This is a genomic window from Sphingomonas sp. Leaf23 (assembly GCF_001421585.1).
Lineage (GTDB): Bacteria > Pseudomonadota > Alphaproteobacteria > Sphingomonadales > Sphingomonadaceae > Sphingomonas.
In genome coordinates this window covers 265,569-286,308 of sequence record NZ_LMKR01000002.1, presented here as the reverse complement: position 1 = coordinate 286,308, position 20,740 = coordinate 265,569, and the positions used below count along the sequence as shown (strand labels likewise).

The window sequence follows — 20,740 nt, the reverse complement described above, 5'->3', positions numbered from 1 at the left end:
TGCCTCAGTCCTCCGCGCCCGCCGGCTTCGGCGCGCCCGGTTCGTCGAGGCTGTAGCCCAGGCCCCGGATCGTCGTGATGACGTCGGCGCCCAGCTTCTTGCGGATGCGCGTCACGAACACTTCGATCGTGTTCGAATCGCGGTCGAAATCCTGGTCGTAGATATGCTCGATCAGCTCGGTACGGCTGACGACCTTGCCCTTGTGGTGGAGCAGGTAGGACAGGAGCTTGTATTCCTGCGCGGTCAGCTTCACCGGCTCGCCTGCCCTGGTCACCTTGCCCGAACGGGTGTCGAGGCGGATGTCGCCGGCGGTCAGTTCGGCCGAGGCATTGCCCGACGCGCGGCGAATGAGCGCACGCAGGCGGGCGATCAGTTCCTCGGTCTGGAACGGCTTGGCGACATAATCGTCCGCGCCCGCGTCCAGCCCGGCGACCTTGTCCGACCAGCTGTCGCGCGCAGTCAGCACCAGTACCGGGGCGGTGCGCCCCTCCTTGCGCCAGCGGTCGAGCACAGTCAGCCCGTCGACCTCGGGCAGCCCCAGGTCGAGGATGATCGCATCATAGGTTTCGGTCGATCCCAGGAAATGCCCCTCCTCGCCATCGGTGGCGAGGTCGACGGCATAGCCCGCGCCCTCCAGCGTGGCGCGCAGCTGGCGGCCGAGATTGGGTTCGTCCTCGACGATCAGGACGCGCATCGGCTGTTCTCCCCTATTCGTTTAACGGCTGCGGCCGGTGACCTGGCCGGTACGGCCGTCGACATCGACCCAGATGACCGCCCCATCGCGCAGGAACTTGAGCGTGTAAATCCCGCGATCGGGATCATAGTCGAAGCCCAGATATTGTGCGCCGCGCATCTGCGGCACGACCCGGCGTTCGATCTCGCGCAGCGGCAGGATGCGCCCCTCGGCGCGCGCCGCGCGCGCTGCTTCATGATCGCGCAGCACCTGGTCGGGCAATGCCTGCGCATTACCCGACACCGCCAGCAATCCCAGCACAAGGAACCGAACGATCATCGACATAGGGCGTGGCATAGGGGCAATGCGTTGAACAGTCCGTGAATAGGGCAGACAGGCTGGCGTAACTTGCTTCGTTCGCGACTGCGGCTTACCTGCCACACATGGCTGCACCGATATTGTCCTATGAGGGCCTTGGATTGATCCAGGGCAATGGCTGGTTGTTTCGCGGACTCGACATCCATGTCGGGCAGCGGGACCGGCTGGCGCTGATCGGGCGCAATGGCGCGGGCAAGACGACGCTGCTGAAACTGATCGCCGGGTCGATCGATGCGGACGAAGGGCGCCGGACGATCGTGCCGGGCACGCATGTCGTGCTGCTGGAACAGGACCCCAAGGTCGATGGCTATGCGACGCTGCGCGACTTCGCGCTCAGGGGGCCACGTGCGCCGGCCGAACATGAGGTCGACGCGATCGCCGACCAGCTGGGCATCGACCTGAACCGTGAGGCCGCGACCGCATCGGGCGGCGAGCGGCGGCGGGCGGCGATCGCGCGCGCGCTGGCGGAAAATCCCGACGTCCTGCTCCTCGACGAGCCGACCAACCATCTCGACCTGTCGGCGATCGAATGGCTGGAGGAATGGCTGAACCGTTATAACGGCGCGTTCATCGTTATCAGCCACGATCGCACCTTCCTGACGCGCCTCACCAAATCGACGCTGTGGCTGGACCGGGGCGGTATTCGCCGGGCCGAAATCGGTTTCGGCGGGTTCGAGGCGTGGATGGAACAGGCCGCCGCCGAAGAGGAGCGCGCCGCCCAGCGATTGGACGCGAAGCTGAAGATCGAGGAGCATTGGCTCCACCGCGGCGTCACCGCGCGGCGCAAGCGCAACATGGGGCGTCTGGAAAAGCTGCACGAACTGCGCGCCCAGCGTGCGGCGATGCAGGGGCCGCAGGGGACCGCCAAGATCCAGGTCGAGGCCGACGATACCAAGACCAAGGTCGTGATCGATGCCGAGCATGTGACCAAGGCGTTCGGCGACCGTACGGTGCTGAAGGACTTTTCGCTGCGCGTGCGGCGCGGCGACCGGATCGGCATCGTCGGCGGCAATGGCGCGGGCAAGACGACGTTGCTGCGACTGCTGACCGGTGATCTGGAACCCGACAGCGGCAAGATCATGCGCGCGCAGACGCTGGACGGGATCGTGATCGACCAGCAGCGCAAGCTGATGGCCCCGGAAAAGCGGGTGCGCGACGTGCTGGCCGATGGCGGCGACTGGATCGAGGTCAATGGCTCGAAGAAGCACGTCCATGGCTACCTCAAGGAGTTCCTGTTCGATCCGTCGATCGCCGAGGCGCGGATCGGCACGCTGTCGGGCGGCGAGCGGTCGCGGCTGTTGCTGGCGCGCGAGTTCGCGCGGCCGTCGAACCTGCTGGTGCTGGACGAGCCGACCAACGACCTCGACCTCGAAACGCTCGATCTGTTGCAGGAGGTGATCGGCGACTATGCCGGTACCGTGCTGATCGTCAGCCACGATCGCGACTTCCTCGACCGGACGGTCACGGTGACGCTGGGGATGGACGGCAGCGGCGATGTCGATGTCGTGCCGGGCGGCTATGCCGACTGGGTGGCGAAGCGGCGCGAGCGGACGGCGGCAAAGGTGAAGGCCAAGCCGGTCGAAGTGGCGGCGAAGCCCAAATCGACCAAGATGAGCTACAAGGACCAGCGCGACCTCGACATCCTGCCCGGCCGAATCGAGGAGCTGGAGGCGGCGATCGAACGCGACGAGGCGCTGCTGGCCGATCCGGCGCTCTATACCAAGGACCCGAAGCGGTTCGCGGCGCTGAATGCGCAGATCGAGAAGGCGCGCGCGGAAAAGGATGCGGCGGAGGAGCGCTGGCTGGCGCTGGCCGAGATGGCCGAGGCTTGAAGCTCCTCCCCGGCACGGGGAGGGGGACCAGCCGCAGGCTGGTGGAGGGGGTTATCCGCGTACGTTCCGGTGGTGGAAGCCCCCCTCCACCACCGCTGCGCGGCGGTCCCCCTCCCCGCTCGCGGGGAGGATCTTTAGACCGCCTTGCCGTGCCTTCCCGCCAACTCAGTCACATATTGCCACGCCACCCGCCCCGAGCGGCTGCCGCGCTTCGTGGCCCAGTTGATCGCCTCCTGCGCATCGAACGGCAGGTCGTAGGCGGCGCAGTAGCGCTCGACGATCGCGACATAATGATCCTGGTCGACGACGTGGAAGCCAAGCGACAGGCCGAAGCGGTCGGCCAGCGCCAGCGCGTCGTCGATGCCGTCGCGCGGGTTGATCGCGCTGTCCTGTTCCTTCAGGTCACGCGGCACGAGGTGGCGGCGGTTGGCGGTGACGATCAGCCGGACATTGCCCGGCCGCCCTTCCGCGCCGCCCTCCAGCAGCGAGCGCAGCGCACGACCGTCGGCGGGGGTGTCGAAGCCGAGATCGTCGACGAACACCACGAACGCGCGCGGGACGTCGGCCAGCAGCGCGAACAGGCGCGGGAGCCCGGCCAGCGCATTGGCCGGTGCCTCGACCAGCGCCAGTGCGCCGCCGGTCGCCTGCACCTGCCCGACCGCGGCCTTGACCAGCGCCGACTTGCCGGTGCCGCGCGCACCCCACAGCAGCACGTCATGCGCCGCCGCGCCGCCGGCGAGACGGGCGAGATTGTCGGTTAGTGCGGTCTTTTGCGCATCGATCCCGACCAGCCGGTCGAGCGCCAGCGGCCGGAAGCCCCGCGCAGCGCGCAAACCTACGCCGTCCCAGCCATAGGCGGGATGCGCCAGCGGATCGGCGGCCGGTGGCGGCGGCGGCGACAGGCGTTCGAGGGCGGCGGCGATGCGGATGAGCGGATCGGTCATGGCACCGGCCCTAGCGCAAACGCATCAGGCACGTCATCCCGGCACATGCCGGGGCGACATGCGCGGCCAAGCATCAGCTCCCGGCGATCAACGCCTGTGCCGCGGCCCGGTCGGCAAACGCCGTGTCGCGCAAGGCCGCCTGCGCATTGGCGATGGCGACCGGGCGGTTGCCGGCGGCATCGGCGATCTGTGCCATGTGCCAGCGAATCGTGGCGTCCTGCGGGGCCAGCCGCACCGCCTTCACCGCCAGCGGCACCGCTGCCCCCACATTGTCGCCGGCATAGAGTGCCCAGCCGAGCGCATCGGCCGTCATCGGGTTGGACGGGGCGAGGGTGTAGGCCGCGCTGGCATAGCCCTGCGCCGCCTCCGGCTCGCCCGCGCCGGCATAGGCGAAGGCGAGCAGCGCCAGCAGCGCGGGATCGCGGTCGCCGACGTGTTCGCGCAAGCGTTCGAGCGTCTCGATCGCCGCGTCATGCTCGCCCGCCGCGACCTGCCAGCTGCCCAGCAGGCGGAGTGCCGCGACATTGCCGGGGTTCTGGGTGAGGAACAGCGAGAGGGTGGCTCCCGCCTGATCGCGTTGGCCGGCACGGTCGCGGGCATCGACCAGCCGCAGCATCGTCGCTTCATCAAAGCGGGTCGCTGCGGCGCGGGCATAGGCGGTGGCGGCATCGGCCATCCGCCCCGCCCCGGCCAGCGCATCGCCCAGCACCAGCTGCGCCGATGGCGACCCCGGATTGGCATCGGCCAGCGCCTGCGCCGCCGCCAGCGCACCGGTGGCATCGCCCCCGGCCGACAGCGCACGGATATAGGGCAGCGTCGCGCCCGGACTGCCGGGGGCCGCCGCCGCTTCGTTGGCGAGGGTCGTGAGGTTCTCTCCGGTCGCGAACGCGCCCGACCGACCCCGGCGCAGCGCGGCGGCACGGTCGAACAAAGGCGCGGCATTGGCGCGGTCGCCGATCCGCTCCAGCGCGCGGGCGGCCAGCAGCAGCGTGTAGCTGTCGGCATCGCCGCGCGAGGCGACCGGCAGGATGGTGTCGAACGCCTCGCGCGCCGAATCGCTTTGCAACAGGGCCAACGCCAGCAGCTTGCGCGCGGTAATATTGGTCGGTTGCCGCGCGACGAGTTCGCGTAAAGGGATCGCCGCCTGCGCCGCTTCGCCGGCGGCAAGACCGATCGATCCGCTGAGCAGCAGGGCGCCGGGCACGCCGGCAAGGCCACGCCCGGCCTTGTCCAGCACGCTGCGCGCGGTCACGAGGTCACCGGCCCGCGCCGCCAGTACCGATTGCAGGTACAGCCCCTGCGCGCTGCCCGGCCGCACCGCCATCGCCCGGCGCACCGCCGCCAGCATGTCGCGCGCCCGCCCGGCATCGCCCAGCGTCGCGGCGTAGTCGATCAGCGTGTCATGGGCGTACGGGTCGCGGGCCAACGCCGCCTCGAACCACGGCAGCGACGCGACCAGTCCATATTGGGTCCGTATCGTCTGCGCCCGCAGCCGGAGCGCGTCGGGCGAGGCCGGATCGGCGCGCACCGCCGCAGTGCCGGCGTTGATCGCACCGACCATGTCGCCCGCGTCCTGCCGCAGCCGGCCGAGCGCGACCCAGGCAAACGCGTCGCCGGGCGCGGTGGCGACCCGTGCCTCCAGCGTCGACAGCGCGGCGCGGACATCGCCGCTGGCCGCCACCGCCTGCGCACGGATGGTCGTCGCATAGCCGCGATAGCGGGGGAGCGTGCGATCGGCCTCCGCCACCGCGCCCGCCGGATCGCCCTGCAACAGCCGGGCATGGGCATAGAGCTGGTGCGCGCGCGCCGGATCGAACCCGGCCTTGTTTGCGCGGTCGAGCGATGCCTGCGCCCCCGCCCCGTCGCCCAGCGCCAACTGGGTGCGCGCCAGCACCGCCTGCGCAAAGCCCGATGCCGGATCGGCCTGCGTCGCGGCACGGGCGCGGTCGCGTGCGGCGGTCCAGTGCCCGCCCTGGAACTGCGCCAGCGCCTGCGCAACCTTCGTCCGTGCGTCCGCCGCATCGGCGCGCGCGGGCAGCACCCCACCGAGCGACGCCAGCGCGACGGCGACGACCGCCAGCCCCCCTGCCCCCAGCAGCGCACGGATCGAACGGTCAGGGTTGCAGGTCATAGCTCTTCATCAGGTCGTAGAGGGTCGGGCGGCTGATGCCGAGCAGGCGGGCGGTGCCCGAGATATTGCCCTGCGCCTGCGCCAGCGCGGAGCGGATGGCGGAACGATCCGCCGCCTCGCGCACCGCCTTCAGGTTGATCGGGCCTGCGCCCAAGTCGGGGCTGGCGAGGTCGAGATCGGCGGCGGTCACCGCCTTGCCATCGGCCATGATCGCGGCGCGCTTCACCCGGTTTTCCAGCTCGCGGACATTGCCGGGCCAACCCCATGCCTCGATCGCGGCCAGCGCGTCGGGGGCGAAGCGTTTCGGCCCCAGCCCCATCTGCGCGGCGTTGCGGTCGAGGAAATGGCGCGCGAGCAGCGCGGGATCGCCGGGCCGCTGCGACAGCGAGGGGATGCGCACCACGATCTCGGCAAGGCGGTAATAGAGGTCCTCGCGGAAACGCCCCTCGGCGACCATCGCGTCGATATCCTGGTGCGTCGCGCAGACGATGCGGGTGTCGACGGGGATCGCCTTGCGCCCGCCGATCCGTTCGATCACGCGTTCCTGCAGGAAGCGCAGCAGCTTTACCTGCAAGGGCAGCGGTACGTCGCCGATCTCGTCGAGGAACAGCGTGCCGCCCGCCGCCTGTTCGATCTTGCCCTCGGTCGTCTTCACCGCGCCAGTGAACGCGCCCTTCTCATGGCCGAACAGCTCGCTTTCGAGCAGGGTTTCGGGGATGGCGGCGCAGTTGATCGCGATGAAATTGCCGCGCTTGCGTCGCGATGCGTCATGGACGCCGCGCGCCAGCAGCTCCTTGCCGGTGCCCGATGCGCCGAGCAGCATCACCGAGACGTCGGCCGGGGCCACGCGTTCGATCGTGCGCGTGACCTTCAGCATTTCGGGCGCGGCGGTAATCATGCCGCCCAGCACCGCCTGCCCCTCGATCCGCTCCGCCAGCCGGCGGTTCTCCGCCTCCAGCGCATGGACATGGAAGGCGCGCGCGACGATCAGGCCCAGCGCGTCGATGTCGATCGGCTTGGCATAGAAATCCCACGCGCCCAGATCGATGGCGCGCAGCGCGCTGGAGCGGTCGCCATGGCCGCTGGCCACCACGATCTTGGTATCGGGCTTCATCGCCAGGATCGCTGCCAGCGTCGCGAAGCCTTCGCTGACGCCATCGGGATCGGGCGGAAGCCCCAGGTCGAGGGTGACGACCTGCGGCTCCTCCGCACGGACGGCGGCGATCGCCGCGTCGCGGTCGCCGGCGACCACGATGTCATAGCCTTCATAGGCCCAGCGCAGCTGGCGTTGCAGCCCGGCATCGTCCTCGACGATCAACAGGCATTTGCGCGTCGTCATGCCGCCTGCTCCAGCGTGGGGGTCGCCGCCGCCAGCGTGACGCGGAACCGCGTGCCGCGTCCGGGGTGGCTCTCCACCTCGATCGTGCCGCCCATCGCCTGGGCCAGCTGCCGCGCCTCGAACGCGCCGATGCCGAAGCCGGTGGGCTTGGACGACACGAACGGGCGGAACAGGTCGTCGCGGACGAATTGCTGGGTCATGCCCTGTCCGGTGTCGACCACATCGATCCAGACGCGATCGGCGGCATGGCCCAGGACCACGCGCACCGGGTCGCTGCCGCCGGCATCCAGCGCGTTCAGGACCAGATGGTCGAGCACCTGTTGCAGCCGCGCCGGATCGGCGGCGGCGTGGGCGTTGCGATCACCCTCGATCGCCACGACGCCGCGCGCGCGGAAGCGTGCGGCCGACTGCGCGGCGATGGTCGCCAGTGCGACGGCGCGTGGGGCCTCCATCCGGGGTGCCTCGCGTTCGGACAGGCGGGCGAGCAGGTCGTTCATCCGCGTGGCGGATTCGTTCAGCGTCGCGACCATGTCGGCGCGAAATGCGGGGTTGTCGGCATGACGCGGGGCGTTGCGCGCGACGAGGCTCAGCTGGCTCACGATATTCTTCACATCATGCAGGATGAAGGCGAAGCGGCGGTTGAACTCCTCGAACCGCTGCGCTTCGGACAAGGCGGACTGGGCGCGTTCCTCGGCCAGGTAGCTGGCGACCTGTCGCCCGGCGATGCGCAGCAGGTCGAAATCCTCCCAGTCGAGCGCGCGGGCAAGGATCGGCCGGGCGAGCAGGATCGCGCCGATCAACCGCCCCAGATGCGGCAGCGGCACGACCACCCACGCATCGGGATGGGCCAGCATCGCCTCCGGCACCGCCGCCCGGTCGGGATCATCGGGCCGTTCGCGTAAGGGGTCGAGTTCGAGGATGCGCCCGGTCGTGCGCAGATAGGCGGCCAGCCGCGCGCTGCCGTCATCGTCGCCGGGCAGCGCCTGCCCGTCCCAACACCACGACGCCTGCAGCGCCAGCGTATCGCCATCGGCGACCAGCAGCAGCCCGGCGGGCGCATCGATCAGGTCGCCGACCGCCTTCACCAGCCGTTCGTCGAGCGGGGCGCCGCCCTTCGGCTCGCCCAGCGTTTCGGTGAAGCGGGTCCATTCGGCGCGATAGTCGTAGCGGTGGCGGAACAGGTGCTTGACCAGCTTCACCTTGATCCACGCGCGCAGCCAGCCGGACGAGGCGGCGGTCAGCATCGCGACGGTCGATCCGAAGACGAAGGCGGTCTGCGCGATGCGGGCGTGGGTACCGCCCAGCACCTCGATCAGGCTGGTCGCCATGATCGTGATCGCGAAATAGGCGACGAGGCCGAGCAGCGAAAGAGTGTGGAACGTCGCGGTGCGCGAGAATTGCACCCCGCCATCGCCCGGCCGCGACAGGGCCAGCGCGATCAGCAGCGCCATGCCCGCCACCGCCGCGCCGCGCGCCGCGATCAGTTCGGCGGGTGCGCCGCCGACCAGGTAGCTGGCGATGCAGCTGTTGACGTCGATCAGCCAGAACGCCCCCGCCGTCACCAGCACCAGCCGCGTCGCAGCCGAGGTCGTGGTACGGAACAGGCCGTGCAGCAGCAGCAGCGCCCCGAGCGCGGCGAGCATCCCCAGCACCGTCGCGACATCGCCGATCATGGTGGCGGCGACAGGGTTGCCGGCCGCCGCGCTGATCGAATCGAGCAGCAACGCCGCCACGTCGACGATCATCACCGCACCGAATGCGAGGGTCCGGCCGAGCGCTTCGCCGCCGCGTTCGCCGCTGCGCTGCTGGATCGCGAACAGCAGCGCCAGCCAGCCGAGCGTGCGCAGCCCGCCCAGCAGATGCGTGACCGGATGGCTGTCGGCGATCCCCGCCACCGCCAGCGCCCACAGCGCCGTCAGCGCCAGCGCGACCGACAGCCCGCGGCGCGGCAGCGCACCGTCGGCCGCACCGCGCCGCACGGTCCAGAAGGCCAGCCCGCCGAACAGCAGCGCGGCGATGGCATGGCCCCAAACGACGACCCCGGTCAGCATCGCATCACCGCGCCCCGCCCGACCAGATCACGACCCGGATCGTCTGGAGCAGGATCAGCAGGTCGAGGAAGGGCGAGTAGTTCTTGGCATAATAGAGGTCGTATTCGAGCTTCTGCCGCGCATCGTCCATCGACGCGCCATAGGGATAGTTGATCTGCGCCCAGCCGGTGATGCCCGGCTTCACCATGTGCCGTTCGGCGTAATAGGGCAGCTTCTCCTCCAGCGCCGACACGAATTCGGGGCGTTCGGGGCGCGGGCCGACAAAGCTCATCTCGCCGATCAGCACGCTCCAGCATTGCGGCAGTTCGTCGATCCGCGTCTTGCGCAGGACGCGGCCGATCCGGGTGATGCGCGGATCGTTCTTTTCCGCCCAGATCGCCGATCCGGCGGCCTCCGCATCGGTGCGCATCGATCGCAGCTTGGGGATGTCGAACCCGGTGCTGTAGAGGCCGACGCGCCGCTGGCGGTAGAAGACCGGGCCACGGCTATCCAGCTTTACCGCGAGCGCGGCGAGCAGGATCACCGGCAGCGTCAGCGCGAGCAGCAGCAGGCTGGCGGCGATGTCGAACATCCGCTTGAACACGCTCGACACCACCCGCCCCGACGAGAAGCCGTCGGAAAAGATCAGCCACGACGGATTGACGCTGTCGAGGTCGACGCGCCCCGTCTCGCGTTCGAGGAAGGTCGAGATTTCGTTGACGTGCACGCCGGTGGTGCGGATGCGCAGCAGATCCTTCAGCGGCAGCGCGTTGCGCCGCTCCTCCAGCGCCAGCACGACTTCGGACGCGCCGAGCAGCACGACGTGATCGGCAAGGTTGTAGATCGCGTCGCGGGCGATCGCCTCGGGGATCACGCGGTTCGCCTCGCTCATCGCGATATAGCCGACGACGACGAAGCCCGCGCCGGGGCGCTGGCCGAGATCCTTCAGCCGCTGCGCCCGCGGTCCCGCGCCCAGCACGATCACCCGTCGCTTGAATGCCTGCCCGCCCAGCAAGGTGCCGGTGACGACGCGCAGCAGCAGCAGCAGCACGGTCGCGAAGCCGACGGCGTAGAGCAGGTTCGATCGCCAGAAGGTGATGCCGGGTGCCAGGAAGAACAGCACCGCGAGGAAGATGACGCCGAGCAGGATCGCGACGATCAGGCGGGCCGCGGCGAACTTCACCGATTGCAGCGCGTCGGTGCCATAGACCCCGACCGCGACCATCGCGACCTCCAGGCTGAGCGCGAAGCTCATCAGCTGGGGCACGCGCGTGTGGATCGGATCGATCGCCATGCCGATCTGCATCGCGCGCGTGATCCAGCCGAGTTCGGCGGCGACCAGCAGCGCGCACAGGTCGAGCATGCCGAGCAGCAGCACGGCATGCGGGATATAGTGTTTGAACAGCCGAATCATCGCGGCGATCCCGATACAGGTGTAAGGCAATCCGACACCGACCCGCTATGCCGCCAAAGCGCAAAGAAATACTGAACGCCCGGCGTAACGCCGTTCGCCATTGTTGTTCGATCGCAACAGTCGCGTGAGGCGCGCCCGTCTGTTCAGCCGCCGATCACCAACGCGCCGGCATTGTCGCTGTTCGAACGGGAACGGACCAGCGAATCCCCCTTCCCTTCGGCCAACAGCCATCTAGGCTGGCGTCAGTACATGGAGTGGGTGTGATGCGGGTACGGATCGGTGCGGCGTTGGGCGTGTTGGCGATGCTGTCGGCATGCGGCGGGGGCGGTGGTGGCGGCGGCGGCGTGATCGGGGGCAGCCCGACACCGACGCCGACATCGACCGCCACCCCGACCCCTACCCCCTCCACCACGGCGGGCTGTTCGCTGCGCGAGCGGCAGGACTGGGCCCTGGCGCAGCTGCGCGAATGGTATCTGTTCCCCGAAACGCTGCCGAGCAATCCGAACCCGGCGGCCTTTTCCACGGTCGACGACTATATCGATTCGCTGACCGCCACCGCGCGGGCGCAGCGCAAGGACCGGTTCTTCACCTATCTGACGTCGATCAAGGAAGAGGACGCCTATTACAATTCGGGCGCGACCGCCGGGTTCGGCACCCGCTTCGCGCTCGACCAGACCGGGCGGCGGCTGTTCGTCATCGAATCGTTCGAAGGGGCCCCGGCGCTGAACGCCGGGATCGATCGCGGGACCGAGATCCTGCAGATCGGCACCTCGACCAGCAATCTGCGCAACGTGTCGGCGATCGTCGATGCGGAGGGGACCGCCGGGCTGAACACCGCGCTTGGCCCCGATACGCCGGGCACGGCGCGCGTGTTCCAGTTCCGCACGATCGACGGCACGACCACGACCGCGACGGTGACCAAGACCGACTTCTCGCTGCTGCCCGTCTCCACCCGCTATGGCGCCAAGGTGCTGAACGATAACGGCAAGAAGGTCGGGTACATCAACCTGCGCACCTTCATCTCGTCCGCCGAGACGCCGCTCAAGAATGCCTTTGCCAATTTCCGGGCGCAGGGGATCAGCGAGTTCATCATCGATTTCCGCTATAATGGCGGCGGCCTCATCAATGTCGCCGAGCTGATGGGCGACCTGCTGGGCGGGGGCAAGACGAGCAGCCAGGTGTATAGCTACACCACGTTCCGGCCCGAAAAGTCGTCCGAAAATACGGTCAAGTATTTCGCCCCGACCAACCAGTCGGTGACGCCGACCAAGATCGCCTTTATCGGCACCGGACGCACCGCATCGGCCAGCGAGCTCGTCATCAATGCGTTCGTGCCCTACCTCGGCACCAACATGGCGCTGATCGGCACCAACACCTATGGCAAGCCGGTCGGGCAGATCGCGGTCGACAAGAAAGAGTGCGACGACCGGTTCCGGATCGTCGCGCTGGCGGTGCAGAATTCGGCGCGGTCGGCGGCCTATTTTGACGGGCTGGCGGCGACGGTGCCCAATACGTGCCAGGCGAGCGACGACATCAGCTACCCGCTGGGTGACAATCGCGAGCAGTCGGTCGCCCGCGCGCTCGACTTCCTTGCCGGGCGGACCTGCTCGCGCATCTCGGCATCGACCGGGGCCAGCGCGCAGGCGGGCGAGGGGCGGTTCGACGAACGCGCCCTGCTGCAACCCGCCCGGCCAAGCACCGCACAGCGCGAGGTGCCGGGGTTGTTCTAAGCCGGGTCGCTCGGCTACGATTCTTTCGACAGGCGGCACCGGCCCGCTCCCCCACCCGGCCACCCACGCCAGTATCCTGATGGGTGGCCGGGTGGGGGAGCGGGCCGGTGCCGCATCCGCGTGAGCGGATCGAAAGGACAGACGCCATGAGCGACGACGACTATATCTATGACGAGGCGAGCGGCGAGTGGGTGCCGGCGTCGCAGGCGACCGCCGCCGCACCGGCCGAGGACGGGGGCGTCGTCGTGCGCGATGCGGTGGGCAATGTGCTGGCCGATGGCGATCAGGTGACGCTGATCAAGGACCTGACCGTCAGGGGCGCAGGGCAGACGCTGAAGCGCGGCACGCTGATCAAATCGATCCGCCTGACCGGTGATGACCAGGAGATCGACTGCAAGTTCGACGGGATCAAGGGGCTGGTGCTGCGCGCCGAGTTCGTGCGCAAGCGGACATGATCCCCGCCGCGATCGATCCGAGCTGGGCCGAGGCGCTGGGGCCGGTGTTCGAGCAGCCGGCGATGGCTGCCCTGCGCGATTTCCTGAAGGCCGAGAAGGCGGCGGGGAAGCGCATCCTGCCGCACAGTGCCGACTGGTTCACCGCGCTGGCACTGACCCCGCTGGACCAAGTGCGGGTCGTGATTCTCGGGCAGGACCCCTATCACGGGCCGGGGCAGGCGCATGGCCTGTCCTTTTCGGTGCGGCCGGGGGTGGCGGTGCCGCCGTCGCTGCGCAACATCTACAAGGAGCTGCACAGCGACCTTGGCATCGTACCGCCCACCCACGGGTTCCTCGAGCATTGGGCGCGGCAGGGGGTGCTGCTGCTGAACGCGGTGCTGACCGTCGAGCAGGGCCGCGCCGCCGCCCATGCCGGCAAGGGGTGGGAAGCGCTGACCGACGCGGTGGTCCATGCAGTGGCCGAGCAGGGGCGGCCGAGCGTCTTCCTGCTGTGGGGCGCGCATGCCCAGAAGAAGGCGGGGTTCGTGCGCGACGTGGCCGCCGGCGGCCGGCATCTGGTGCTCAAAAGCCGCCACCCCTCCCCCCTGTCGGCGCATAGCGGCTGGTTCGGCAGCCGTCCGTTCAGCCAGGCAAACGCGTTTCTGGAGGCGCAGGGCCGGGGCGCGATCGACTGGGCGATCCCCCCGCTCGATACGCAGACGGAACCATCTGCGCACCCAAACGATTGAACGGGCTTGTCCGCCACAGGGGCGGGATCAAAGAGGGAATTGCCATGAAGACGATGATGACGGCGACCGGTCTGGCCGCGCTGATGCTGCTGGGTGCGTGCGGTGGCAATGCCGACGACAAGGCCGCCGCCAATATCGAGGCGATGACCGAGAACAAGGCGGACGCGCTGGAAGATCAGGCCGACCTGACCAGCAACGAGCAGGTTTCGGACGCGCTGGAAGCGCAGGCATCGAACGTGCGTGAAATGGGCGAAGACGCCGCCGACAAGGCCGACGACGACGACAACGCGCAGGTCGAGCAGGCTGTAAAGAACGCGATGTAATTCGCGCCTTGCGGCATTACGGACTAGAAGGGGCGCTGCGTGGGAACCACGCGGCGCCCTTTTTGCGTGTAGGGCGCACGTCGCGTCACGGCGAAGACGATGCCGCCCTGGCGAGTGTCGCGGAGGCGACCGCCCCCGCCCCGTGCCCCCGCATGCGCGGGGGTACGCCGAATGCCGAGTCCTCCCGCCGACACCACGCGTCACCCCGGTGCAGGCTGCGGTGACGCCTGTCGATGAAGGCGATGATCCCGCTCCGACATTCCAAAGTTCACAAAGTTCACACTCGCCGCTTGGCGCGACGCGCGCGGCGGTTGGGCTGTGGTTTGGGGCGGGGCACGACGATGCCGCGCTTGGCGAGTTCCAGTTCGACCTCGAACGCCGTACCCAAGGGACCCGGTTCGGGGATGTAGAGGTCGTCCTGCGCCGCCAGCGCGGCGGCGAGGGCGTCGTGGAGCGGCGGTTCCTGCCGGTAGGGCGCGGGCACCGGTTCGGCGCGGTGATCGGGGTCGAGCCACTGGGGCAGCCGGCCGTCGCTCAGGTCGGCGACCTCGATCGCCACGTCGAGATCGGCGGGAGCCATCAGCTTGTCCGGTTCGGGCGGGGTCACGGGGGTGAGCGCGTCGAGCGCCTCGGCGACGCTGGGGGCCGGGGCGGGCGGCGGTGCCTCCGCCTCGCCGCGTGCCGGGCGGCGGCGATATTGCCTGCCGTAGCGGTCGGGATAATGGGCGGCGAGCAGGAACATTAGCATCCGGTCGCCGGGGCGGTGGCGCGACCCGATGCGGCGGCCATCGGCGTCGAGCACTGGTTCGACGGTGCCGTTGATCGCCCGGTCGAACGCGACATCGACCAGCATCCCCACCGCCTGCGCCACCGCCGCATCCCACGCGCGCGCGAACGCCTCGCCACCGGGCGAGCGGCGCAGGCGATAGGCGCTGCTGGCCGACATGTGGACGGCGCGCGCCGCTTCGGCGACCGACCCGCCATCGGCGAGCGCCTCGATAAAGTCACGCTGCTTGCTGTCCGACCAGCCATCGGCACGCGGTTTGCGGCGGACGGGGACCCATTGATAGTCGGCGGGGTCATAGCCGTTGGCGTCGAGATACGGCGTCTCGGACGGAACGGTCAGGTTCGAGGGGTCGAGCGCCGGTGCGGGCGCGGGCGAAGGCTCCGGGAGCTGGGGGTCGTTGCGCATGGGCGGGAGGGGAACATATTGGGAACTTGTAGGATAGTGGTTTTTGGGCGTATCGCTGTTCGTGCCGGTATCCGACTCCATCGCAATACAATGATGAGAAAGGTTTGAACCTTTGAGCCTCAATTTGTGATGCGAAATACATATTTGATTTGGAACCGAAACGAGGTTAAGGACGTTACACCGCATCATTCCCCCGCAGCGCAACAGCGCGTCAAAAAGGAGGGCAAGGCTTTGGATTCAGTGTTCCAGCGAATGCTAATGAGACATTCCAAGCCCAGAAAATCAGCTAGCCTCTACCTTGGCCATCTGATTCAGCACTCACGCGGGGATGGCCCTCTTTGTGCCTCGTTCGTGATGCGCGGAAAAGAAGCTCCCCCGCACCCGCGGGGATCAGAAACACTTGGCAGGCAAGGCATAAGCATGGCGACCAGAAGCCCTGCCTAACGAAATTGGGGCCGCCGTTGCAGCGGCGACCCCAAATCGGAGGCGGACATCCCACCTCGTGCTCTTGCGAAGCGCGCGAACCCTACGGAGCCTCCTTTGTTTAGTCAACCGACCGCGCGTGTCCCGCTGGCCGGATTGCGGAGGAAACGCCATGGGTAAGGGCGGACATAACGAGGCAAATTTCAAAGCGGCAATTCTAGGTCTAAGCGTTTCCAATAACTGGGACGAAGCGAAATCGGAATGGCAGCTGGATTTTGTTTACATAGATAATTCTGATCGAGCGTGTGAATGCGGACACTCACCAATTCACCAAATCTGTTGCATTAAAAATCAGAAGAATAGCGCTACCACCGAAGTAGGAAATGTGTGCGTAAAGCGATTTCTTCGCTTGCTATCCAATCGGATATTTTCTGTCCTGAAGCGACTTCAAGCTAACAATCAAAAATCTCTCAATCCTGCATCACTTGACCTATTCAGAGATCGTGGCGTGATCTCATATCAAGAAGCATTGGATTATCGAGAATATTGGCGCAAACGCACGACGTTGACCGACAAGCAAAAAATGCAGAAGAAAGATATAAATCTGCGCATCTTGACGTACTTCGCCAAAGAAAGTGCCACGCTGATATCAAAAGCCTATAATGCTGGAATTAAGTCCTCGCATTCCCAGCAACTCCCTCCACCTAAATCGGCTATTTAAGAACAACTCCTCCCCACACGGCGGGGAGGAGCTTTAAGCGTTTCACTCCGCCGGCAGGTACACCTCGCTGCCCTTCTCGCGGAACTTCTCGCTCATTTCGGCCATGCCGGCGTCCGCCGCGACCGAGCCGCCGGCGAAGACCGCGCGGTCGGCGTCGGCAGCATCGGCGGCGAGGAACGTGTCGGCCGAGGCGTTCTGCTTGGCGGCGAAGTCGCGGACTTCCTGCGTGATCTTCATCGAGCAGAATTTGGGGCCGCACATTGAGCAGAAATGCGCGGTCTTGGCACCTTCTGCGGGCAACGTCTGGTCGTGGTAGCTCTCCGCCGTGTCGGGGTCGAGCGACAGGTTGAACTGATCGCGCCAGCGGAAGTCGAAGCGGGCGCGCGACAGGGCGTCGTCGCGCATCTGTGCGGCCGGGTGGCCCTTGGCCAGATCGGCGGCGTGGGCGGCCAGCTTGTAGGTGACCACGCCGACCTTCACATCGTCACGGTCGGGCAGGCCCAGATGCTCCTTGGGCGTGACGTAGCAGAGCATCGCCGTGCCGTACCAGCCGATCATCGCCGCGCCGATGCCGCTGGTGATATGGTCGTAGCCGGGCGCGATGTCGGTGGTGAGCGGCCCGAGGGTATAGAAGGGCGCTTCGCCGCAGACCTGCAGCTGCTTTTCCATATTCTCCTTGATCTTGTGCATCGGCACGTGGCCGGGCCCTTCGATCATGACCTGCACGTCCTGTGCCCAGGCGCGGTGGGTCAGTTCGCCCAAAGTGAACAGCTCGCTGAACTGCGCTTCGTCGTTCGCATCGGCGATCGATCCGGGGCGCAGGCCATCGCCCAGCGAATAGGCGATGTCATACGCCTTCATAATCTCGGTGATCTCGTCGAAATGTTCGTAGAGAAACGATTCGCGGTGATGCGCGAGGCACCATTTCGCCATGATCGACCCGCCGCGCGACACGATCCCGGTGACGCGCTTCGCGGTCATCGGGATATAGGGCAGGCGGACGCCGGCGTGGATGGTGAAGTAATCCACCCCCTGTTCGGCCTGTTCGATCAGCGTGTCGCGGAAGATGTCCCAGGTCAGTTCCTCGGCGATGCCGCCGACCTTTTCCAGCGCCTGATAGATCGGCACGGTGCCGATCGGGACGGGCGAGTTGCGCAGGATCCATTCGCGGGTGTCGTGGATGTTGCGGCCGGTCGACAGGTCCATGACCGTGTCGGCACCCCAGCGGATCGACCAGACGAGCTTGTCGACTTCGGCGGCGACGTTCGATGCGACCGCGCTGTTGCCGATATTGGCGTTGATCTTGACCAGGAAATTGCGGCCGATCGCCATCGGTTCGGTTTCGGGGTGGTTGATGTTGTTGGGGATGATCGCCCGGCCGCGCGCCACTTCGTCGCGGACGAATTCGGGGGTCACGAAATCGGGGATGCTCGCGCCGAAGCTCTCGCCGTCGCGGACATAGTCGCGCAGCATCTCGCGGCCGAGATTTTCGCGGGTCGCGACATATTCCATTTCGGGCGTGATGATGCCGCGCCGGGCATAGTGCATCTGGCTGACGTTCGCGCCGGCCTTGGCGCGGAGCGGTCGCTTGACGACGTTGGGGAAGGGCTGGACGCCGCCCGAGCGGTCGGGGCCGAGCTGGCCGTTATCCTCGGGGCGGAGTTCGCGGGCATCGTAGCTCTCGACATCGCCACGGGCCATGATCCAGTCGCGGCGCAGTTGCGGCAGGCCGGCCATGATGTCGATGCGGGCATTGGGGTCGGTGTAGGGGCCCGACGTGTCGTAGACGTTGAGCGGTGGTTCACCGGACGATGGGTCGAGGTCGATCGCGCGCATCGCGACGTTCAGCGGGCCGACGTGAATCTTGCGGCTGCCACGGATCGGGCCGGTCGTTACGCCGATTTCAGTCTTTGCGGGGATGTCTGCCATATTCCACTCCATGCGGAGGGGGCGGAACTTGTCTGGCCGCGCCCTCCCTACGCCGGTGTCAGCCGGATCAGGTTCAGCGGGTCGAAGGCTGCGGCCTTCCTCTCAAGCGTGACGGAACGCTCCCCCGGGGACGGGGCGGTTGTAGGCTGGTTGGGGGTGGGCGTCCATCCCGATCGACCGTCACCCCGGGCTTGACCCGGGGTCCCGCTTTTCTTGTCCCCGCAGAAGAAGAAGCGGGACCCCGGATCAAGTCCGGGGTGACGGGTGGGGGTGGGTCCTGTTCAACTTACAACAGGTCGAGTTGTCCGCTGGGCTCTTCACCGCCGAAGCCGGCCATCGTCACGCCGACCAGCCGGAGGCCGGTGCGCAACGGGTAGAGCGTCGCGATCAGGCTGCGGGCGGTGGCGTGGAGCGTCGCGCGGTCGCGCACGGGGTGGGCAAGCGTGCGGCTGCGCGTCACGATGCGGAAGTCTGCGTACTTCGCCTTTACCGTCACGGTGCGGCCGTGCTGGCCGGTCTTTTCGACCCACTCCCACACGTCGTCGGCCATCGCCAGTACCCGCTCCTCGATCGATTCGGGGTCGGTCAGGTCGCTGTGGAAGGTGGTTTCGGAGCCGGACGACTTGCGCACGCGGTTGGGGCGCACCGGGCGATCGTCCTGTGCGCGGGCGATGCCGTGGTACCAGCCGCCCGCCTTGCCGAAGGTGCGCTGCAGGTCGGGGAGGCTCCACGCGGCGAGGTCGGCGCCGGTGCGGATGCCGAGTGCCTCCATCCGCTCGACCGTTTTCGGGCCGATGCCGTGAAACTTGCCGACCGGCAGCGACGCGACGACGCGCGGGCCGGCTTTCACCGGAATCACGCACTGGCCATTGGGCTTGTTCATGTCGGAGGCGAGCTTGGCGAGGAACTTGTTGTAGCTGATCCCGGCCGAGGCGGTGAGGCCGGTGACGGCGAGGATACGCGCGCGGATCTCCTCGGCCGTCGCGGTGGCGCTGGGCAGGTTGCGGCGGTTTTCGGTGACGTCGAGATAGGCTTCGTCGAGCGACAGCGGTTCGACCAGATCGGTATAGTCGAGGAAGATCTCGCGGATCTGCTGGCTGACCGCCTTGTACACTTCGAAGCGGGGGCGGACGAAGATCAGGTCGGGGCAGCGGCGGATGGCGGTGACCGACGGCATGGCGGAGCGCACGCCGAACACGCGCGCTTCGTAGGAGGCGGCAGCGACCACCCCGCGCCCGCTCGACCCGCCGACCGCGACGGGTTTGCCCTTCAGCTCGGGGGCATCACGCTGTTCGACCGACGCGAAGAAGGCGTCCATGTCGACATGGATGATCTTGCGGGTGGGGTCCGACATTGCGCGGGGCTACAATGGGCTGGCGCGAGCGGTGGCGCAAGAACAAAAGGCGAATACGCCGACCGTCGTTGATCCGGCGTACCCCCGCGCAGGCGGGGGTCCAGGGCGGCACCCGCAGCCGTTGCATTGCTTGGCTCTGGGCCCCCGCCTGCGCGGGGGCACGGAGCGCGCGGTACGGGCCGCTCAGCTGTTCGTCAGGTTGAGGAACACGTCCTCGAGGTCCGCCTCGCGGGTTACCACGTCGACGATGCCGTAGCCCTGTGCGCTGACCGCCGCGAGGACTTCGCCGGCATTGGCCACATCCTTGCGATAGGTGATGGCGAGCAGGCGGTCGCCCTTGCGCTCCACCTTTTCGAAGCAGTGCGCGTCGGGCAGGTCGGTGAGGTCGCGGTCGAGGGTCAGTTCGACCGCCTTTTCCTGCGCCATGCCCAGCAGTTCGCGGGTCGGCTGGTTGGCGACGACGCGGCCATGGTTGATGATGGCGATGCGGTCGCACAACTGCTCGGCTTCCTCGAGGTAATGGGTGGTCAGCACCACCGTCACCCCGTCGGCATTCAATTCGCGCACATAGTCCCACAGCTGGTTGCGCAGCTGGATATCGACGCCGGCGGTAGGTTCGTCGAGGACGAGGACGGGCGGCGCATGGACCATCGCCTTGGCGACCATCAGCCGCCGCTTCATGCCCCCCGACAGGGTGCGGGCATAGGCGTTGGCCTTGTCCGCCAGGTGCACCGCGCGCAGCAGGTCCATCGTGCGGCGCTTCGCCTTCGGCACGCCGTACAGCCCGGCCTGAATCTCCAGCGTTTCGGCGGGCGTGAAGAACGGGTCGAACAGGATTTCCTGATTGACGATGCCGATCGACGCCTTCGCATTGCGCGGATGCTGGTCGATGTCGAAGCCCCAGATCGACGCCGATCCGCTGGTCTTGTTCACGAGGCCGGCGAGGGTGTTGATGAGCGTCGACTTGCCCGCGCCATTGGGGCCGAGCAGGCCGAAGATTTGCCCGCGCGGCACGTCGAACGACACGCCGTCCAAGGCGACCTTGGCAGGCGCGCCGCCCTTCCCCGCTGCATAGGTCTTGCACAGGTCGTGGATCGAGATGGCGGCTTGGGTTTCCATGGGATCGGCCGATACGCCGGTGGTG

17 protein-coding genes and 1 riboswitch are annotated in these 20,740 nt (G+C 67.6%); of the genes, 6 read left to right on the top strand and 11 right to left on the bottom strand.

Going from position 1 to position 20,740, the window contains the following annotated elements; genetic code table 11:
- Positions 1-4: 4 nt before the first annotated feature.
- Complete coding sequence (locus tag ASE67_RS05175) at positions 5-694, bottom strand: response regulator transcription factor (RefSeq protein ID WP_055757508.1); 690 nt, start codon at positions 692-694, stop codon at positions 5-7.
- Positions 695-715: 21 nt separating this feature from the next.
- On the bottom strand, positions 716-1,018 hold the full coding sequence (locus ASE67_RS05170) for a hypothetical protein (protein ID WP_156347720.1): 303 nt from the start codon (positions 1,016-1,018) through the stop codon (positions 716-718).
- A gap of 98 nt (positions 1,019-1,116) precedes the next feature.
- Here ASE67_RS05170 and ASE67_RS05165 point away from each other — a divergent pair, with 98 nt between their 5' ends.
- Positions 1,117-2,883, top strand: coding sequence for an ABC-F family ATP-binding cassette domain-containing protein (locus ASE67_RS05165; protein WP_055757503.1), 1,767 nt, complete (start codon positions 1,117-1,119; stop codon positions 2,881-2,883).
- A 134-nt stretch (positions 2,884-3,017) separates the two neighbouring features.
- Here the strand turns inward: ASE67_RS05165 and ASE67_RS05160 are convergent, their stop codons facing one another.
- The 5 genes from ASE67_RS05160 to ASE67_RS05140 form a co-directional block, all read right to left on the bottom strand.
- On the bottom strand, positions 3,018-3,827 hold the full coding sequence (locus ASE67_RS05160; protein WP_055757500.1) for a DUF815 domain-containing protein: 810 nt from the start codon (positions 3,825-3,827) through the stop codon (positions 3,018-3,020).
- 73 nt (positions 3,828-3,900) lie between these two features.
- The gene (locus ASE67_RS05155) at positions 3,901-5,958 is read right to left on the bottom strand and encodes a tetratricopeptide repeat protein (RefSeq protein WP_055757499.1); all 2,058 of its coding nucleotides are present in this window, start codon (positions 5,956-5,958) and stop codon (positions 3,901-3,903) included.
- The gene (gene prsR / locus ASE67_RS05150; RefSeq protein WP_055757497.1) at positions 5,942-7,297 is read right to left on the bottom strand and encodes a PEP-CTERM-box response regulator transcription factor; all 1,356 of its coding nucleotides are present in this window, start codon (positions 7,295-7,297) and stop codon (positions 5,942-5,944) included. The genes ASE67_RS05155 and prsR overlap by 17 nt, the downstream gene beginning before the upstream one ends.
- A complete protein-coding gene (gene prsK / locus ASE67_RS05145; RefSeq protein ID WP_055757495.1) occupies positions 7,294-9,348 on the bottom strand; it encodes an XrtA/PEP-CTERM system histidine kinase PrsK in 2,055 nt (684 codons plus the stop codon). The genes prsR and prsK overlap by 4 nt, the downstream gene beginning before the upstream one ends.
- A 4-nt stretch (positions 9,349-9,352) precedes the next feature.
- Positions 9,353-10,741, bottom strand: a complete 1,389-nt coding sequence (locus ASE67_RS05140) for a TIGR03013 family XrtA/PEP-CTERM system glycosyltransferase (protein WP_055757493.1) — start codon at positions 10,739-10,741, stop codon at positions 9,353-9,355.
- Positions 10,742-11,004: 263 nt separating this feature from the next.
- Between ASE67_RS05140 and ASE67_RS05135 the strand changes: the two genes are divergently transcribed.
- From ASE67_RS05135 to ASE67_RS05120, 4 genes are all read left to right on the top strand, one after another.
- Positions 11,005-12,471, top strand: a complete 1,467-nt coding sequence (locus tag ASE67_RS05135; RefSeq protein ID WP_055757491.1) for a S41 family peptidase — start codon at positions 11,005-11,007, stop codon at positions 12,469-12,471.
- Between the two features lie 146 nt (positions 12,472-12,617).
- Positions 12,618-12,926 (top strand): alkylphosphonate utilization protein, encoded by a 309-nt coding sequence (locus ASE67_RS05130; RefSeq protein WP_055757489.1) that lies wholly within the window; start codon positions 12,618-12,620, stop codon positions 12,924-12,926.
- Positions 12,923-13,654 (top strand): uracil-DNA glycosylase, encoded by a 732-nt coding sequence (gene ung, locus ASE67_RS05125; protein ID WP_055757487.1) that lies wholly within the window; start codon positions 12,923-12,925, stop codon positions 13,652-13,654. The genes ASE67_RS05130 and ung overlap by 4 nt, the downstream gene beginning before the upstream one ends.
- A gap of 44 nt (positions 13,655-13,698) precedes the next feature.
- On the top strand, positions 13,699-13,977 hold the full coding sequence (locus tag ASE67_RS05120; protein ID WP_055757484.1) for a hypothetical protein: 279 nt from the start codon (positions 13,699-13,701) through the stop codon (positions 13,975-13,977).
- A 277-nt stretch (positions 13,978-14,254) separates the two neighbouring features.
- On the opposite strand, the gene ASE67_RS05115 is transcribed toward ASE67_RS05120, so the two are convergent.
- Positions 14,255-15,169: a hypothetical protein gene (locus ASE67_RS05115; RefSeq protein WP_055757483.1), complete on the bottom strand. Its 915-nt coding sequence runs from the start codon at positions 15,167-15,169 to the stop codon at positions 14,255-14,257.
- A gap of 595 nt (positions 15,170-15,764) precedes the next feature.
- On the opposite strand from ASE67_RS05115, the gene ASE67_RS18120 reads away from it, so the two are divergent.
- Positions 15,765-16,313: a hypothetical protein gene (locus tag ASE67_RS18120; RefSeq protein WP_156348524.1), complete on the top strand. Its 549-nt coding sequence runs from the start codon at positions 15,765-15,767 to the stop codon at positions 16,311-16,313.
- 42 nt (positions 16,314-16,355) lie between these two features.
- On the opposite strand, the gene thiC is transcribed toward ASE67_RS18120, so the two are convergent.
- The 3 genes from thiC to ASE67_RS05100 form a co-directional block, all read right to left on the bottom strand.
- Positions 16,356-18,242: a phosphomethylpyrimidine synthase ThiC gene (gene thiC, locus ASE67_RS05110; protein WP_055757480.1), complete on the bottom strand. Its 1,887-nt coding sequence runs from the start codon at positions 18,240-18,242 to the stop codon at positions 16,356-16,358.
- A gap of 26 nt (positions 18,243-18,268) precedes the next feature.
- Positions 18,269-18,379: riboswitch (TPP riboswitch) on the bottom strand.
- A 149-nt stretch (positions 18,380-18,528) separates the two neighbouring features.
- A complete protein-coding gene (gene dinB, locus ASE67_RS05105) occupies positions 18,529-19,596 on the bottom strand; it encodes a DNA polymerase IV (protein ID WP_055757478.1) in 1,068 nt (355 codons plus the stop codon).
- Between the two features lie 183 nt (positions 19,597-19,779).
- On the bottom strand, positions 19,780-20,715 hold the full coding sequence (locus ASE67_RS05100) for an ABC transporter ATP-binding protein (RefSeq protein ID WP_055757476.1): 936 nt from the start codon (positions 20,713-20,715) through the stop codon (positions 19,780-19,782).
- Positions 20,716-20,740 lie beyond the last annotated feature (25 nt).

What these genes read in the sequence shown, in the direction of transcription:
- ASE67_RS05175 (WP_055757508.1), bottom strand. Translation starts at nt 694, where the DNA reads ATGCGCGTCCTGATCGTCGAGGACGAACCCAATCTCGGCCGCCAGCTG.
- ASE67_RS05170 (WP_156347720.1), bottom strand. Translation starts at nt 1,018, where the DNA reads ATGTCGATGATCGTTCGGTTCCTTGTGCTGGGATTGCTGGCGGTGTCG.
- ASE67_RS05165 (WP_055757503.1), top strand. Translation starts at nt 1,117, where the DNA reads ATGGCTGCACCGATATTGTCCTATGAGGGCCTTGGATTGATCCAGGGC.
- ASE67_RS05160 (WP_055757500.1), bottom strand. Translation starts at nt 3,827, where the DNA reads ATGACCGATCCGCTCATCCGCATCGCCGCCGCCCTCGAACGCCTGTCG.
- ASE67_RS05155 (WP_055757499.1), bottom strand. Translation starts at nt 5,958, where the DNA reads ATGACCTGCAACCCTGACCGTTCGATCCGTGCGCTGCTGGGGGCAGGG.
- prsR (WP_055757497.1), bottom strand. Translation starts at nt 7,297, where the DNA reads ATGACGACGCGCAAATGCCTGTTGATCGTCGAGGACGATGCCGGGCTG.
- prsK (WP_055757495.1), bottom strand. Translation starts at nt 9,348, where the DNA reads ATGCTGACCGGGGTCGTCGTTTGGGGCCATGCCATCGCCGCGCTGCTG.
- ASE67_RS05140 (WP_055757493.1), bottom strand. Translation starts at nt 10,741, where the DNA reads ATGATTCGGCTGTTCAAACACTATATCCCGCATGCCGTGCTGCTGCTC.
- ASE67_RS05135 (WP_055757491.1), top strand. Translation starts at nt 11,005, where the DNA reads ATGCGGGTACGGATCGGTGCGGCGTTGGGCGTGTTGGCGATGCTGTCG.
- ASE67_RS05130 (WP_055757489.1), top strand. Translation starts at nt 12,618, where the DNA reads ATGAGCGACGACGACTATATCTATGACGAGGCGAGCGGCGAGTGGGTG.
- ung (WP_055757487.1), top strand. Translation starts at nt 12,923, where the DNA reads ATGATCCCCGCCGCGATCGATCCGAGCTGGGCCGAGGCGCTGGGGCCG.
- ASE67_RS05120 (WP_055757484.1), top strand. Translation starts at nt 13,699, where the DNA reads ATGAAGACGATGATGACGGCGACCGGTCTGGCCGCGCTGATGCTGCTG.
- ASE67_RS05115 (WP_055757483.1), bottom strand. Translation starts at nt 15,169, where the DNA reads ATGCGCAACGACCCCCAGCTCCCGGAGCCTTCGCCCGCGCCCGCACCG.
- ASE67_RS18120 (WP_156348524.1), top strand. Translation starts at nt 15,765, where the DNA reads ATGGGTAAGGGCGGACATAACGAGGCAAATTTCAAAGCGGCAATTCTA.
- thiC (WP_055757480.1), bottom strand. Translation starts at nt 18,242, where the DNA reads ATGGCAGACATCCCCGCAAAGACTGAAATCGGCGTAACGACCGGCCCG.
- dinB (WP_055757478.1), bottom strand. Translation starts at nt 19,596, where the DNA reads ATGTCGGACCCCACCCGCAAGATCATCCATGTCGACATGGACGCCTTC.
- ASE67_RS05100 (WP_055757476.1), bottom strand. Translation starts at nt 20,715, where the DNA reads ATGGAAACCCAAGCCGCCATCTCGATCCACGACCTGTGCAAGACCTAT.